Raw genomic sequence first — 14,066 nt, forward strand, 5'->3', positions numbered from 1 at the left:
GCAGGCTGGCGCTCGGTATCGTTGGGAACTCCTGAAAATGGCGACTCCAACCCCACCGGAGCGTTCCATGAAAACATGTCTGCTAGTGATCGATGCGCAGGAATCCTTCCGCCACCGCGCGTACTTCCGTGAGGATCGCTTCGCGGCCTACCTGGCGGCCCAGAACGCGTTGATCGAGCAGTGCGTCGCCGCCGGTGTGCCGGTGGTGCGCATCCTGCACCAGGACGGTCCGAACAGCGCCGACAATCCCTTCTCCGCCCGCTCCGGCCACGTCCGCCCCATCGCTGGCCTGGTCGAGTTCGACGCCGCCGCGCAGTTCGTGAAGACCCGCCACAGCGCCCTGGTGGGCACCGGACTGGACGTCTGGCTGGTGCAGCACGGCATCCGCCGGTTGATCGTCAGCGGCATCCGCACCGAGCAGTGCTGCGAGACCACCACGCGCAACGCTTCGGACCTCGGCTGGGAGGTGGACTACGTGACCGCCGCCACGCTCACCTTCGACATGACCACGCCGGATGGCGGCGTGCTGCGCGCCGACGACATCGTGCAGCGCACCGAGACGGTGCTGCGCGACCGCTTCGCCACTCTGTGCACGGTGGACGAGGCCGTCCGGCGAGCCAGGTCGCAGCCGTGAAAATGCCGGTGCGCGTGCTGTTCGCCCTGTTGCCGGACAGCCTGGCGCTGGACTGGGCCGGCCCGGCGGAAGCACTGCGCATCGCCAACGGCGTGCTGGCCGAACAGGGCCAGCCGCCGGCTTTCGCGGTGGAGTTCGTCGGCCCCGATCCCGAGCCGATGACCTCGGTCGGCATCCGGCTGCGGGACATCGCGCCGCTGCCGGTGCTACGTGAGGACGACCTGCGCTCCACCTGGATCGTGCTGCTCGGGCAAGCGGGCAGCGCGTTCAACGTGCGCCGCCCGACCACACGTCGCCTGCTCGACTGGCTGCGCCCACTGCAGCTGCAGGAAGGCCGGCGCGAACTGGTCTGCGTGTGCGCGGGCAGCCTGCTCGCCGCGCATGCGGGGCTGCTCGACGGCCGCGACGCGACCACCCACCACCAGCATCTGGACGAACTGCGCGCGGCAGCACCGCATTGCCGCGTGGTGGCCAATCGCGTGTTCGTCGCCGCGGACGCGGTGTGGAGCAGCGCCGGCGTCACCACCGGCATCGACCTGATCCTGCACCGCATCGCCGACGTCTGCGGCCCGCTGGTCGCCGCACGCGTGGCCGAGACGATGGTAGTGGCACTGCGCCGCGGCCCGGCCGACCCGGAACTGTCGCCGTTCCTCGCCCATCGCGGCCACCTGCACCTGCCGTTGCACCGTCTGCAGGACGCCATCTGCCAGCAACCGCAGGCCGACTGGACGGTGGAGGCGATGGCGCGCGTCTCCTGCGTCTCGCCCCGACATCTCGCGCGGCTGTTCGCATTGCACGCCGGCACCTCGCCGCTGCATTACCTGCAACGCATCCGCCTGACCACCGCCGAAGCGGCCCTGCGCGCCGGCGCCCGCGTCGGCCAGGCGGCGGAACTGGCCGGCTTCAGTTCGGACGTGCAGTTGCGCCGAGCGTGGAGCCGGCTGGGCAGCGCCGGGGACACACCGTCCCGCGCGCGCCGTCCACGCGGTGAAACACCGCCCGGGTCCTCCGCCGGATGATGGCGGCCATCGTGGATGCGCCCTATCCCATCGCGCTGCCAGCAGACCGCGAGATCTATCCACCTTCCGCAAAGCGTTGCTCACTCCACGGATCGCCGCGCAGGTGGTAGCCGCGCAGTTCCCAGAAGCCGGCTTCTTCGCGCGCGGTGAATTGCAGGCCGGTGAGCCATTTGGCGGATTTCCAGAAGTACAGATGTGGCACCAGCAGCCGGGCCGGGCCGCCGTGGGCGGGGGCGAGCGGCTGGCCGTCGTAGTGGGTGGCGATCATGGCGCGGCCGTCGAGCAGGTCGGCTGCGATGAGGTTGGTGGAGTAGCCGTCGGCACTGTGGGCTAGCAGGAAGCCGGTGGGCGGGGCGAGGCCGGCGTCGGTGAGCAGGTCATCCAGCATCACGCCTTCCCAGGCCGTGTCGAGTTTGGACCAGCGGGTGACGCAGTGGATGTCGCGCACGATGCGCTGCCGCGGCAGCGCGCTGAAGGCCGTCCAATCCCAGCGCTTGAGCGGGCGCACGCCGTGCTTGAGGGTGAGCGACCAGTCGGCGATGTCCAGCGCGGGCGTGGCGTCCATCGACATCACCGGGAACTTGGCGGTGAGCACCTGTCGTGGCGGCAGGCGCGGATGGCCGTCGGGGGGCGGATGTTCAGCATCGGAAGTGGACATGGCGGGCCCTTGGCGGTGCGGCGTCGGCGAACTTAGCACCGTAAGCAAATCGCCGCCGCACACGCGGCCCTGAACGCCCTACGTCACGACGACGCGGCTTTCACCGCGCGCTGATCAATGCGGGCCAAGACTCGCCACTCCCTCCCACTGGAAATGCCTGCGATGAAAACGATCGCCCTCACGCTCGCGCTGGCCCTGGGCAGCAGCGGCGCCGCGCTGGCGCAGTCCGACAACCACCGCGCCCTCACTGAGGCGCAGGTGCGCGCCCACCTGCAGGATCAGGGCTACAGCCACATCGACGACCTGAAGTTCAAGCACGGCATGTGGCGCGCCGATGCCCGCAGCGGCAACGGCGAACACTTGGACCTGCGCATCGACCCGGTCAGCGGCAAGGCCTACGCGGACGAACAGAAGGTGTCGCGCCTGGGCAAGGACGACGTGCGCGCCTCGCTCGCCAGTGCCGGCTATACCGACGTGCACGACGTGGAGTTCGACGACGGCGTGTGGCAGGCCAAGGCCGAGAACAGCGCCGGCAAGGACGTGAAGCTCACCATCGACCCGGATACCGGCAAGGTGATCGGAACGGACGACTGATGCCCACGTCCAAGGAGCAGCCCACCGAGGAGCCGACCAAGCAGGAGGAAGGTGACGGCTTCGCCTTGTCTCGCGAGGAGCGCGGCGACGTGCACCACCTGCGCCCGCCGCGCCCGGTGGTGCTGCACGAGACGATCCGCCGCGAAGGCGAGCAGGAACTGGCGCGCAACGTGTCGGCGCTGGGCTGGTCGTCCTTGGCGGCGGGCATGACGATGGGCTTCTCGATGTTGGCGCGCGCCCTGCTCCACCGCCACACGGAAGGCTTGCCGGGTGCGTTCCTGATCGAGAGCCTAGGTTACCCGTTCGGGTTTCTGGTGGTGATCCTGGCGCGCCAGCAATTGTTCACTGAGAACACGATGACGGCGGTGCTGCCGCTGATGACCGATCCGGGCTGGGGCAAGCTCGGCTGTCTGCTGCGGCTGTGGGGAGTGGTGCTGGCCGGCAACTTGGTCGGCGGCGCGCTGTTCGCCTGGGGCGTGTTGAACATGCAGATACTCGGCGCTCCCACCCAGGACGCCTTGCATGCCGCAGGCAAGGCGCTGATGCAGAACACGCCGTGGCAGATGTTCACCAAGGGCATTGCCGCGGGTTGGCTGATCGCCACCATGGTGTGGCTGCTGCCGGCAGCCGAGCGCGGCAAGATCGCGGTGATCGTGATCATCACGTACGTCATCGCACTGGGCGACTTCACCCACATCATCGTGGGCTCGGTGGAAGCGCTCTACCTGGTGTTCGACGGTGCGGCGAGCTGGACCGACTACGTGATGCGCTTCGCCCTGCCGACGCTCGCCGGCAACATCGTGGGCGGCAGCCTGATCTTTGCGCTGATCAGCCACGCGCAGGTGCGCAGCGACGACGAAAACGAGGACGAGAAGGCGCATCGTTGAACCGGCGGCTGGCGCCGGGCGGATCTCCCGAAGCGCGACATGGTTCGGGGGCGCCCACCCGCTTGAACGTTTCCGCCGCCTCAGTCGCCCATCCTTGCATCGCGCACGAGCACGTGAATCCTCACGGCGGGGTCGGGCTATGCGACTCCACCACCATGTCGAGCACGTACACGTCGCCGGCCTGGGTGCCGCTGGCGTAGCGCTTGACGCGCAACACGTTGCGCACGCCTGGCGCATGCGTGTACCCCCCGATGGTCTGCACCAGCGCGTGCCACGGGCCAGGCTCGCCGGCTTTCAGGCCGTGACGATCGTAGTGGCGTTCGCGCACATTGAGACAGGTCGCACCGCGGGACACCGGGGTAGTGCAGGGAACCTCCTGCGGCGCCACCTCGAGGAACACCGTGGCACCGGGACCGCCGTACCGGGTTTCCGCCGTGGGCTGGCCGGTGAACAGCAGCACGTCTCCGCTGGCGGTGACCAGCTTCAGCTGCGGCATGGCGCCCTCGCGGTCGAGGCTGATGGCGGGCTTGCCGCTGAGCCGCCGCACCACGGCCTGATCCAGCGCATCCAGCTCCGGCTGCACGCAGGCCATCATGGTCGACAGCATGGGACCGAGCAGCAGGCGACCTTGCTCAATGCGATACGGAGCCGCCTTGGCGTTGCACAGCTGGCTGATCGACAGGCGGCCATCGGCGAAGTCGAGCCGCACTGGGCGATCGGGGCGCACAAACAGAGCGGCGATACGCGCACCCTGCGCATCGCTAGCGGACTGCAGCGTCCAGTGATAACCGGCCAAGGTGGAAGCATCGACCGCCTCGACCGGCGCGACGACGGGAGCACCGCGCACCTCGCCGCCCGCCGCGGCCGATGACATCGAACAGGCGCCCTGCCCCAGGCACAACAGCACCATCAACACACGACCGATCGACATGCGGACTCTCCTTGTGATGTCGCGCGACCCACGCGCAGACGGTGGCCGGACTTAGCGCCGGCCATGCACGGAAATCGTTAGGACAACCAGCGGGCTCGTGCTTCCGCTGGCCCCGCGCCGCGTGCTTCGCCGCCTTCAGCGACTGCTGCGCGGCGGCGTAGAAGATGCGGGCGTCACCCCATCCTGCGGCGCGATGCCCGCGTGTTCGCGCAGGATGCGGCGGATCTCCAGGATCGCCTGTGGCGTCTCCTGCACGCTGTGGCCCGAGACGATCACCTTCTCGCTGGCCGCGCCCGCCAGATGCGCACTGGCGTAGGGGACGAAGCCATCGTCGGCTTGCTCCAACGGACCCTCCGCACTGCGACGGGCGATGATCGAGTGGTAGCGCACGCCCGGGGCGATCGGCAGTTGCGCGGTGGCGCGCAGGTACGGGTTGGTGTCACGCAGCAGGTCGACGCCGGTGGGGGCGGTGCGGAACAGCGCGGCCTGTTCGGGCAGCTCGCCGGCCAGCGCATCGGCAATGCGCGCGGTGGCATCGAGCAGGGTCTTGGGTAGGCGGATCAGCTTGGTGGCCAGGCGCGCCAGCCAGTGGCCGGCGACGGGCGTGCCGGCATGCGGCGCCGCCAGGAAGATTGCCTCGTCCACGCCGGGCAGCGGCGTGATGGAAAGGTAAGGCGCCAGCGCAGCGAGCCGTTTGCGCCGCGGTGACTCCGGCGGCGCGTGGAAGATGCGTTGCCACAAGGCGTCACCGCTGTTCACCACCAGCAGCCGCGCAATCACGCCGCCCATGCTGTGCCCGATCAGCGTGACGTGGTGGCTGGCCGGTGCGGCACCGGCCGGGTCGAGCGTGGCAAAGGTTTGCGCCAGCGCCGCACGGATCTGCACCAGGTTCACCGGGATCGGCACGTTGGTCGGGTAGTACACCTCCCAGATCTGGTAACGCTTGCGCAGCGCCTCGTCGCCCATCACCTCGTTGGCGAGGTTCACCCAGGCCTCGGGGCTGGACGCCAGGCCGTGGATCATCACCACGGTGAGCCTCTCGGGGTCGTACGGCTGCATCAGGAACACGCGCGGGTGATCGAGCGCGTTGTCCCGACCCAGCAGGTTGTCGATGGCCTTGCGGGCGAAACCCGAGTCGGCCAGCCACAGGGCGTACGGCGCGCTGAAATTGGCGGCCAGCGGGACCGTTTGGCCGTCCATTTGCGTGGTGTCGCGGCGATACGGATCGAGCGCATCGATGACCGCCTCGCGGGTATCGAGCACGGCGCCCAGCGAATCGCCGGGAAAGCGCAACAGCACGGTGGCCGGCAGATAGCCCGTATCGGCGAACGGCTGCGCCGGGTTGCGCCGGACCTGCGCCGCGGGGCGGGCGACCATCACCACCTCGGCGCCCAGCCCATCGCGCCGATAAATGCTGGCCAGGCCGTCGATGCGCAGACGAGAGGCGGGCACCATCGCCTCCAGCTTCGGCGCACCGCGCGGCAGCACCAGCTCGATGCTGCCGTAGCGCAGTTGCCAGCCGTCCACGACCTCGGTGCGACCCGGCGCCGGCGGATGGGCGCGCCCCGCCCGTTGCCCTTGTTCGAACATCAACGCGGCAACCCGCTCGACGGCGTAGTTGTAGCTGTCGCGCATCTGGGTCTGGCGATCCTCGAACGCGCGCTCGCGCGGCGAGCGGTCACCGAAAAACAGGTAGGCGTACGCGTAGCGCGCCGCGTCGAGATAGGCACTGACGCGACGAGCGTCGGTATCGCTGGTGGTCTTGTCGGCGTTCAGTGCCTCACCCAGCGCCAGCTCGGCCAGCGCCGAGAGGCGTGCGTCGGTGTCGAGCAGGGTCGCCTGGCGTAGCGCCTGAATGCAGGGCATGGCGACGTCGACGCAGTCGTCCGGATCGAGGCCCAGGCGAGAGATCGCGTTGCGTGTGGCGAAGCTCAGCGCCCCGGTGGTGAGCACGTCGCCGCGGCGGTTCTCGTCGTAGGTGCGGGGATTGTCCTGCTTGACGTGGACCAGCGCGCAGCCGGCAAGCTGGGCCACAAACAAGATCGCCGAAGCCGCGCGAACCAGGCGCATGAACGCCGACGCGCGCTGTGTCGCACCCTTCTGCCAACCTCGCCGCATGCGTCCCCCCGCGATGAAGGCGCCAGGGTACATCGCGCACCCTGCACCACCGATGGGCGATCATGCCCGCTTTCAGCGATCCACGAGGAAGACCCGATGACCAGCATGCGCGCCATCGAAATCCGCCAGCCCGGCGGCCCCGAAGCGCTCGTCGACTGCGAGCGGCCGCGTCCCGTGCCCGGCCCGGGAGAGGTGCTGATCAAGGTGGCGGCATCCGGCGTGAACCGGCCGGACGTGTTCCAACGCCAGGGCAAGTACCCGCCGCCGCCCGGCGCCTCCGACCTGCCCGGGCTGGAAGTGGCCGGCACGCTGGTGGACGGCGACTTCGCCGGCACCAACCCGTTCGGCCTCAAACCCGGTGACGCGGTGTGCGCCCTGCTCGCCGGCGGCGGTTACGCCGAGTACGCGGTGGCGCCGCTGGGCCAGTGTCTGCCGGCGCCGCAGGGGCTGAGCCTGGTCGAAGCCGCCTCGCTGCCGGAAAACTACTTCACCGTATGGAGCAACGTATTCGACCGCGGCCAGCTCGGCCACGGCGAAGGCGGTGCAGACGAGACGTTGCTGGTGCAGGGCGGCTCCAGCGGCATCGGCGTCACCGCGATCCAGATCGCCCACGCGCTGGGCCACCGGGTGTTCGCCACCGCCGGCAGCGACGACAAGTGCCGCGCCTGCGAAGCGCTGGGCGCCACCGCGATCAACTACCACACGCAGGATTTCGTCGCCGAGGTGAAGCGGCTCACCGACGACCGCGGTGTGGACGTGGTGCTCGACATGGTGGCCGGCGACTACGTGCCGCGCGAGCTGGAGGCGATGGCCGAGGGCGGCCGGCTGGTGATCATCGCCACGCTGGGCGGCGCCGACATCCAGCTCAACGCCGGGGCGCTGATGCGGCGGCGCCAAACGGTCACCGGTTCCACCCTGCGCAACCGGCCGGTGGCGTTCAAGGCGGCGATCGCCCGGCGGCTGCACGAGGTGGTGTGGCCGCTGATCGAGCGCGCGGCGGTCCGGCCGGTGATCCACCAGGTCTTCCCGGCCGAGCAGGCAGCCCAGGCGCATGCGCTGATGGAGAGCTCGCAGCACATCGGCAAGATTGTGCTGACGTGGGAAGGCTGATCGTTTCCCAAATGTCGCCAATACGACAACAGTCAGTTCCATTTGCGCGTCTGGGCGCATTTGGGAAACAAGCCTATCGTTCACCCCATGGCGCCAGCCGGCGCCTCCATCTGGGAGAACGTGATGATTGAACGCAGACCCTTCAGCAGCCTCGGCGGTGCCGACCACGGCTGGCTCAACGCCAAGCACCATTTCTCGTTTGCCAGCTACCACGATCCCAAGCGCATGGGCTGGGGCGCGCTGCGCGTGTGGAATGACGACACCATTGCCCCGGGCACCGGCTTTCCGCCGCACTCGCACGGCGACATGGAGATCATCACCTACGTGCGCGAGGGCGCCATCACCCACCGCGACAACCTGGGCAACGTGGGCCGCACCGAAGCGGGCGACGTGCAGGTGATGAGCGCGGGCAGCGGCATCACCCACAGCGAGTACAACCTGGAGCCGGGCACCACGCGGATCTTCCAGATCTGGATCATCCCGACCGAAACCGGCAAACCGCCGTCGTGGGGTGCCAAGCCGTTCCCGCGCGGCGAGCGTTCGGGCAGGTTCGTGGCGCTGGCCAGCGGCTTTGCCGACGACGCCGACGCCCTGCCCCTGCGCACCGACGCCCGCGTGCTGGGCGCCACGCTGAAGGCCGGCGAGAGCACAACCTACGTGCTGGCCGATGGCCGCCAGGCCTACCTGGTGCCGTCGACCGGCTCGGTCGAGATCAACGGCGTGAAGCTGGACGCCCGCGACGGTGCGGCCATCCGCAACGAACCGGCGCTGCGCGTGACGGCGCTGGAAGACGCCGAGCTGGTGCTCGTGGACGCAGCGGCCTGAGGCACGCGCGCACGGAAGCGGTGACAAAAACGGCGGCCGCAAGGCCGCCGTTTTGCTTTGGGGGTCAGAGGTGCCGGGTTTCGGCCGGTGCGTGATGCCAGTTGTCATGGCGCCCGTCGGCGTAGCGCACCGGCGCGTCGATCAGCTCGGCCGGATCCACGTCGTCGAGCGAGGCCAGTTGCACCGCCACGTAATGGCCGCCGATTTCCTCCACGTAGCCGCGCGCAAAGCTGCGTACGCCGCACGTGCGGCAGAACAGGTGCTGCATGGCCTTGCGGCCGAATTCGTAGGCCGATTGCGCGTCCTCCCCGGCCAGCAGGCGAAACGCGTCGGGGCGAATGATGGCATTCCAGTTGCGGGTCTTGGTGCAGATCGAGCAATTGCACTTGTTGGTCCCCGCTGCGAGGTCGATGTCCGCCTCGAAGCTCACCGCTCCGCAATGACAGCTGCCGGTATATGTCCTTTGCATGCCTCTCTCTCCATGGGCTGGGAATGGCGGGATTATCGCTTGCCCGTCATCGGGGCAGGCCATTGACCGCTTCGTCTCCCGCGCATCCGACAAAGGTTCAACTGCCCGTCACGCCCCGGCTTGCTACCCTCAAGCGCTGAATCTCAGCGGAGGCACGCATGGCCAACGAACACGGCATCCACACCATCGATACCGGCTTCGTACGGCAGCAGTTCGACGCTGCCTACCTCGTAGTGGACGGCGATCGCGCGGCTTTCATCGACTGCGGCACGAACTACGCCGTGCCGCGGATGATGGCCGCGCTCGACGCGGCCGGGCTCACCCCGCAACACGTGGACTGGCTGATCCTGACCCACGTGCATCTGGATCACGCCGGTGGCGCCGGGGAGCTGATCGCGCAACTGCCAAACGCGAAACTGGTGGTACACCCGCGCGGCGCACGTCACATGATCGATCCCTCGCAGCTGTGGGCCGGCGCCAGCGCCGTGTATGGCGAGGCGGTGATGGACGAGACCTATGGCCGGCTGCGGCCGGTGCCTGCCGAACGCGTGGTGGAAGCGCCGGACGGCCACATCGTGCCCTTGGGCAACCGGCCGCTGCTGTGCATCGAGACGCCCGGTCACGCGAAGCACCACATCGCCATCTACGACGAAAAAGCCAACGTGTGCTTCACCGGCGATACGTTCGGACTCTCCTACCGCGAGCTGGATACCGACAAGGGCGCGTTCATCATCCCCACCACCTCACCGGTGCAGTTCGATCCGGAAGCGCTACATGACTCCATCGACCGCCTGCTCGCGATGAAGCCCGAAGCGATGTACCTCACCCACTACGGCCGGGTGGAACAGGTGGAGCGCCTGGCTGCGGAACTGCACCTGCAGATCGATGCGATGCTGGAGCTCGCGCGTGCCGCGGATGGCAAGCCGGACCGGCACGAGGTGCTCAAGGCATCGCTGGCCGACCTCTATGCCAGCCGCGCCGAGGCGCATGGCTGTCTGCAAGGTCGCGATGCCATGGAGGCCCTGGTGCTCGGTATGGACATCACGCTCAACGCGCAAGGTCTGGAGGTGTGGCTGGACAACGAACGGCGGCGTAGCGCCTGACGCGGACTCAGCCGCAGGACGCGTCGATCAGCCGATCGGCCACCGCCACCAGCGACCGCGCCGGTCCATCGCGTCCGAACAATTGCCCCGACGTATAGGTGCCTTCGAGCAGCAGTTGCAGTCCGTCGGCCAAGGTCTCGGGCGAAGCCGCGCCCATCGCCTCGGCCATGGCGGTCAGCCGCTTGCGCAGCTTGCGCTTGTGCGCCTGCGACACCTTGCACGCCGGATGGTCGGCGCTGGGGTACTCCACCACCGTATTGGTGAGCCCGCAGCCGCGATAGCCCGGCTTGGCCGCACGTTCGGCCAGTCCGCGAAAGTAATCGAGCAACTGCGCCTTCGGGTCGCCCGGATGTGCGGCGACCGACTGCTCGAACCGCACCCAGAATTCCGCGTCGTAGTCGCGCAGATAGGCTGCCGCCAGGTCGTCCTTGGACGCGTAGCTGCGATACAGGCTGGGCTTGGTCACACCGGCGTCCTGCACGATCTGCTCCACGCCGATCGCGCGGATGCCTTCGCGGTAGAACAGTTCGCGTGCGGTGCTGCGGATGCGCTCGGCAGCGCGTGGCTTGTCCGCTGGTTCGTCATGCACCGGATCGGAGCTGCGTTTCGTGGCCATGAGTGTTTCCGATTGACGATGTTACCGACCGGTACGTATGATCCGCGAACCACCTGTACCGATCGGTAACATGACTATATCCCGCACCCGGCCATTCGGCCAGAAATACGTATTCGTCGTCGCCGGCGTGATCTTTCTGGCGTTACTGGTCGCTGCCGGGGTGCGCTCCACGCCCGGCGTGCTGATCGTCCCACTGAACGAAGCCTTCGGCTGGAGTCGCGCAAGTATCTCGCTGGCCGCCGCGGTGGGCATTTTCTTCTACGGCATGATGGGGCCGTTCGCCGCAGCGCTGATGCAGGCGATCGGCATTCGTCGCACGTTGATCGGTGCGCTGGCATTGATGGCCGCGTCGATCGCTGCCAGCGGATGGATGACCCAGTCCTGGCAACTGCTGCTGAGCTGGGGCGTGTTCTCCGGCGTCGGCTCCGGCTGCGTGGCAATGGTGCTCGGTGCCACGGTAGTGAACCGCTGGTTCGTCCGGAGCCGTGGCCTGATGATGGGTCTGCTCACCGCTAGTACGGCGACCGGCACGCTGATCTTCCTGCCGATGCTCGCTGCGCTCGCCACGCACCACGGCTGGCGCCCGGTGGTGTGGACGGTGGCGGCAGCCTGCGCGGCGCTGGTTCCGCTGGTGGCCTGGCTGCTGCCGGAGCGTCCCGCGGACATCGGCTTGCTGCCTTACGGCGCCACGGCGGCACCGGTCGCCCCGCCACGACGGCCACTGCTGGCGATCGCGTTCGGCGCGCTGATCCGGGCTTCGCGCACGGGCACGTTCTGGTTCCTGTTCGGCACCTTCTTCATGTGCGGCTTCACCACCAACGGACTGATCGGCACGCACTTCATCGCCTTCTGCGGCGACCATGGCATCCCGGAGGTACGTGCGGCGGGTGTTATGGCGATGATGGGGGCGTTCGACCTGGTCGGCACCACGCTGTCGGGCTGGCTGACCGACCGCTTCGATTCGCGCAAGCTGCTTTTCATGTACTACGGCCTGCGCGGGCTGTCGCTGATCTGGCTGCCCTACTCCGATTTCTCGTTCGCCGCCCTGGGCGTGTTTGGCGTGTTCTACGGCCTGGACTGGATCGCCACGGTGCCGCCGACCATCCGCCTGGCCACCGAAGCCTTCGGCGAGCACGATGCACCGGTGGTGTTCGGCTGGGTCGCAGCGGGCCACCAGATTGGCGCTGCCACGGCAGCGTTCCTCGCCGGCTGGTTGCGCACGGTGGATGGCAACTACGTGGTGCCGTTCGTCATCGCCGGGGTCGGCGGTGTGCTCGCTGCGGTAGCCGCCATGATGATCCGTCGCGCGGCTCCGGCCGAAGCGTCGGCCCTGGCCGGATGATCGCGCTCAACTGAGCCGCGCACCGTTGGGTACCGGGCGTTCGACCGTGGTGATCACTACGCCCTGGTCGGTGTGGAAGCCGGTTAGAAGGAACTGCGAGCGGAACGGTCCGATCTGCTTCTCGGGGAAGTTGATCACCCCGACGATCTGCCGGCCGACCAGGTCTTCGGCGCGGTACAGGGCGGCGATCTGCGCGCTGGTCTTGCGCTCGCCGTAGGGGCCGAAGTCCACCCACACTTTCCACGCCGGTCGGCGGGCTTCCGGAAACGGTTCGACGCGGACAACGGTACCGGCGACGATGAGGACCTTTTCGAAGTCGCTCCAGGCGATCTCGGTGCTGGGTGTGCTGTCGGACATGCTCGGGCTGACGCGGCCAAAGAAGCGCACGTTAACCGGAATACGCAACGTCGCCCAGCGTCGGTGGTCACCCTTCCAGGCGTGTCTTCAGCCAGTCGTTGAACTCGTGCCACCAGTAGGTGGCCTGGGCCGCGACGAAGCCGCCGGGGCGATGCGTGCTGGGCAAGCCGTAGTCGGCGAACTGCTTCCAGCCTTCGTCGCCTTCGGCGATCGCCGCGGCAACCAGCTCGCCGGCGGCACAGGTCGGCGCGACGCCATGACCGCCGAAGGCCTGCGCCCACCACAGGCCGTTGCCGTCGCTGCCGATCTGCGGCATCTGATGGCGCGCATAGCTCATCAGGCCAGACCAGGCGTAATCGATGCGCACGCCCTTGAGCTGGGGGAATACCCGCAAGAGGTCGCGCGTCAGCAGGCGCTGCACTGCCTGGGGCGATCGGTTGAGCACCGAAATGCGTCCACCCCACAACAGCCGACGATCGGGCAGCGGGCGGTAGTAGTCGAAGGCGAAGCGGCTGTCGTAGATCGCGGCACGGGTGCGCAGGCAGTCGTCCAGCCGGTCGCCCAGGGGCTCGGTGACCATCACGTACGTGGCAATCGGCAAAATGGCGCGGTCGATGGTCTTGTGCAGGCCCGACAGGTAGCCCCCACATGACAGCACCACATGGTCGGCCAGCACTTCGCCCTGCGTGGTGGCGATACGCCAGCGCAAACCGTCCCGCTCCAGCCGCCGTACGCCGCTTTCCTCGTGGATCGTCACGCCCTGCGCCGCAGCCGCCTGCGCCAGGCCGATGGCGTAGTTGAGCGGGTGCAGGTGCAGCGCATCGCGCTCGTACAGCCCGTCGAAATAGCGCTCGCTACGCACACGCTCGCGCAACTCCTGTTGTGCCAGCCACCCCCACTCCACACCGTACTGCTTGGCGAGCAATTGCTGGCGCTGCCGCAGAACCCCGGGATCGCGAAACCAATTGGCCCAGATCACGCCCTCGTCCACGGCGTCGCATGAGATGGCGTAGCGCGCCACACGGTCGCGGATGCGGTGCACGGCGGACGTGGTAAGTGCAAAAAGCGTGCGGGCGCGCTCGGGCCCGAGTTGATCGAGCAAGGCGCGCTCGCCCAGCGAATAGCCGCCGAAAACAAACCCGCCATTGCGCCCGGAGGCACCGAAGCCGACCTGCTCACGCTCCAGCAGCACGACATCCGTGACGCCGCGCTCGGCCAGGCCCAGCGCCGTGTTGAGCCCGGCGTAACCGCTGCCAACGATAGCCACCCGTGCCTCGCGTCTTCCCTGCAGGGGGGCGAAGGCCGGATAAGGATTGGCGGTGGCGCGATAGTAGGAGGGTGCCGAGGACGGGTGCATGGGGGACGCCGAGCCGGGGACCATGAAGCGGCGAGCATAACGCCGC

At 68.3% G+C, this 14,066-nt stretch carries 15 protein-coding genes; 8 read left to right on the plus strand and 7 right to left on the minus strand.

Annotation, left to right across the window (positions count from 1 at the left end):
* Positions 1 to 67: 67 nt before the first annotated feature.
* Both ACQVBX_RS06370 and ACQVBX_RS06375 read left to right on the plus strand, forming a co-directional pair.
* Complete coding sequence (locus tag ACQVBX_RS06370) at positions 68 to 634, plus strand: cysteine hydrolase family protein (RefSeq protein WP_431637236.1); 567 nt, start codon at positions 68 to 70, stop codon at positions 632 to 634.
* Positions 635 to 636: 2 nt separating this feature from the next.
* Entirely contained in the window at positions 637 to 1,653 is a 1,017-nt protein-coding gene (locus tag ACQVBX_RS06375; protein WP_431638125.1) for a GlxA family transcriptional regulator, read from the plus strand.
* A gap of 55 nt (positions 1,654 to 1,708) precedes the next feature.
* Here ACQVBX_RS06375 and ACQVBX_RS06380 read toward each other — a convergent pair whose 3' ends face one another.
* Entirely contained in the window at positions 1,709 to 2,311 is a 603-nt protein-coding gene (locus ACQVBX_RS06380; RefSeq protein ID WP_431637238.1) for a molybdopterin-dependent oxidoreductase, read from the minus strand.
* 162 nt (positions 2,312 to 2,473) lie between these two features.
* Between ACQVBX_RS06380 and ACQVBX_RS06385 the strand changes: the two genes are divergently transcribed.
* Positions 2,474 to 2,905 carry a PepSY domain-containing protein gene (locus tag ACQVBX_RS06385; RefSeq protein ID WP_431637239.1) on the plus strand — a complete coding sequence of 144 codons (432 nt, stop codon included), beginning with the start codon at positions 2,474 to 2,476 and terminating at the stop codon, positions 2,903 to 2,905.
* The gene (locus tag ACQVBX_RS06390; RefSeq protein WP_431637241.1) at positions 2,905 to 3,792 is read left to right on the plus strand and encodes a formate/nitrite transporter family protein; all 888 of its coding nucleotides are present in this window, start codon (positions 2,905 to 2,907) and stop codon (positions 3,790 to 3,792) included. The genes ACQVBX_RS06385 and ACQVBX_RS06390 overlap by 1 nt, the downstream gene beginning before the upstream one ends.
* A gap of 121 nt (positions 3,793 to 3,913) precedes the next feature.
* On the opposite strand, the gene ACQVBX_RS06395 is transcribed toward ACQVBX_RS06390, so the two are convergent.
* Both ACQVBX_RS06395 and ACQVBX_RS06400 read right to left on the minus strand, forming a co-directional pair.
* Entirely contained in the window at positions 3,914 to 4,723 is an 810-nt protein-coding gene (locus ACQVBX_RS06395) for an META domain-containing protein (protein WP_431637243.1), read from the minus strand.
* Between the two features lie 135 nt (positions 4,724 to 4,858).
* Positions 4,859 to 6,793, minus strand: a complete 1,935-nt coding sequence (locus ACQVBX_RS06400) for an esterase/lipase family protein (protein ID WP_431637244.1) — start codon at positions 6,791 to 6,793, stop codon at positions 4,859 to 4,861.
* 144 nt (positions 6,794 to 6,937) lie between these two features.
* Here ACQVBX_RS06400 and ACQVBX_RS06405 point away from each other — a divergent pair, with 144 nt between their 5' ends.
* Positions 6,938 to 7,951, plus strand: coding sequence for an NAD(P)H-quinone oxidoreductase (locus ACQVBX_RS06405; protein ID WP_431637246.1), 1,014 nt, complete (start codon positions 6,938 to 6,940; stop codon positions 7,949 to 7,951).
* Positions 7,952 to 8,074: 123 nt separating this feature from the next.
* Positions 8,075 to 8,776 (plus strand): pirin family protein, encoded by a 702-nt coding sequence (locus ACQVBX_RS06410; protein WP_431637248.1) that lies wholly within the window; start codon positions 8,075 to 8,077, stop codon positions 8,774 to 8,776.
* A gap of 64 nt (positions 8,777 to 8,840) precedes the next feature.
* On the opposite strand, the gene ACQVBX_RS06415 is transcribed toward ACQVBX_RS06410, so the two are convergent.
* The gene (locus tag ACQVBX_RS06415; RefSeq protein WP_431637250.1) at positions 8,841 to 9,245 is read right to left on the minus strand and encodes a GFA family protein; all 405 of its coding nucleotides are present in this window, start codon (positions 9,243 to 9,245) and stop codon (positions 8,841 to 8,843) included.
* Positions 9,246 to 9,403: 158 nt separating this feature from the next.
* On the opposite strand from ACQVBX_RS06415, the gene ACQVBX_RS06420 reads away from it, so the two are divergent.
* Positions 9,404 to 10,348: an MBL fold metallo-hydrolase gene (locus ACQVBX_RS06420; RefSeq protein ID WP_431637251.1), complete on the plus strand. Its 945-nt coding sequence runs from the start codon at positions 9,404 to 9,406 to the stop codon at positions 10,346 to 10,348.
* Positions 10,349 to 10,355: 7 nt separating this feature from the next.
* On the opposite strand, the gene ACQVBX_RS06425 is transcribed toward ACQVBX_RS06420, so the two are convergent.
* Positions 10,356 to 10,964: a TetR/AcrR family transcriptional regulator gene (locus ACQVBX_RS06425; protein ID WP_431637253.1), complete on the minus strand. Its 609-nt coding sequence runs from the start codon at positions 10,962 to 10,964 to the stop codon at positions 10,356 to 10,358.
* Between the two features lie 70 nt (positions 10,965 to 11,034).
* On the opposite strand from ACQVBX_RS06425, the gene ACQVBX_RS06430 reads away from it, so the two are divergent.
* On the plus strand, positions 11,035 to 12,306 hold the full coding sequence (locus tag ACQVBX_RS06430; protein WP_431637255.1) for an MFS transporter: 1,272 nt from the start codon (positions 11,035 to 11,037) through the stop codon (positions 12,304 to 12,306).
* Positions 12,307 to 12,312: 6 nt separating this feature from the next.
* Here ACQVBX_RS06430 and ACQVBX_RS06435 read toward each other — a convergent pair whose 3' ends face one another.
* Together ACQVBX_RS06435 and ACQVBX_RS06440 are read right to left on the minus strand one after the other, a co-directional pair.
* Positions 12,313 to 12,663 carry a tRNA-binding protein gene (locus tag ACQVBX_RS06435; protein ID WP_431637257.1) on the minus strand — a complete coding sequence of 117 codons (351 nt, stop codon included), beginning with the start codon at positions 12,661 to 12,663 and terminating at the stop codon, positions 12,313 to 12,315.
* A gap of 67 nt (positions 12,664 to 12,730) precedes the next feature.
* The gene (locus ACQVBX_RS06440; RefSeq protein WP_431637259.1) at positions 12,731 to 14,020 is read right to left on the minus strand and encodes an NAD(P)/FAD-dependent oxidoreductase; all 1,290 of its coding nucleotides are present in this window, start codon (positions 14,018 to 14,020) and stop codon (positions 12,731 to 12,733) included.
* Between the last annotated feature and the right edge of the window lie 46 nt (positions 14,021 to 14,066).

Source organism: Dyella thailandensis, assembly GCF_050749815.1.
Lineage (GTDB): Bacteria > Pseudomonadota > Gammaproteobacteria > Xanthomonadales > Rhodanobacteraceae > Dyella_A.

Bases quoted from the DNA above. Each gene is read 5' to 3' on its own strand.
- ACQVBX_RS06370 (WP_431637236.1), top strand. From the start codon at position 68: ATGAAAACATGTCTGCTAGTGATCGATGCGCAGGAATCCTTCCGCCAC.
- ACQVBX_RS06375 (WP_431638125.1), top strand. From the start codon at position 637: ATGCCGGTGCGCGTGCTGTTCGCCCTGTTGCCGGACAGCCTGGCGCTG.
- ACQVBX_RS06380 (WP_431637238.1), bottom strand. From the start codon at position 2,311: ATGTCCACTTCCGATGCTGAACATCCGCCCCCCGACGGCCATCCGCGC.
- ACQVBX_RS06385 (WP_431637239.1), top strand. From the start codon at position 2,474: ATGAAAACGATCGCCCTCACGCTCGCGCTGGCCCTGGGCAGCAGCGGC.
- ACQVBX_RS06390 (WP_431637241.1), top strand. From the start codon at position 2,905: ATGCCCACGTCCAAGGAGCAGCCCACCGAGGAGCCGACCAAGCAGGAG.
- ACQVBX_RS06395 (WP_431637243.1), bottom strand. From the start codon at position 4,723: ATGTCGATCGGTCGTGTGTTGATGGTGCTGTTGTGCCTGGGGCAGGGC.
- ACQVBX_RS06400 (WP_431637244.1), bottom strand. From the start codon at position 6,793: ATGCGCCTGGTTCGCGCGGCTTCGGCGATCTTGTTTGTGGCCCAGCTT.
- ACQVBX_RS06405 (WP_431637246.1), top strand. From the start codon at position 6,938: ATGACCAGCATGCGCGCCATCGAAATCCGCCAGCCCGGCGGCCCCGAA.
- ACQVBX_RS06410 (WP_431637248.1), top strand. From the start codon at position 8,075: ATGATTGAACGCAGACCCTTCAGCAGCCTCGGCGGTGCCGACCACGGC.
- ACQVBX_RS06415 (WP_431637250.1), bottom strand. From the start codon at position 9,245: ATGCAAAGGACATATACCGGCAGCTGTCATTGCGGAGCGGTGAGCTTC.
- ACQVBX_RS06420 (WP_431637251.1), top strand. From the start codon at position 9,404: ATGGCCAACGAACACGGCATCCACACCATCGATACCGGCTTCGTACGG.
- ACQVBX_RS06425 (WP_431637253.1), bottom strand. From the start codon at position 10,964: ATGGCCACGAAACGCAGCTCCGATCCGGTGCATGACGAACCAGCGGAC.
- ACQVBX_RS06430 (WP_431637255.1), top strand. From the start codon at position 11,035: ATGACTATATCCCGCACCCGGCCATTCGGCCAGAAATACGTATTCGTC.
- ACQVBX_RS06435 (WP_431637257.1), bottom strand. From the start codon at position 12,663: ATGTCCGACAGCACACCCAGCACCGAGATCGCCTGGAGCGACTTCGAA.
- ACQVBX_RS06440 (WP_431637259.1), bottom strand. From the start codon at position 14,020: ATGCACCCGTCCTCGGCACCCTCCTACTATCGCGCCACCGCCAATCCT.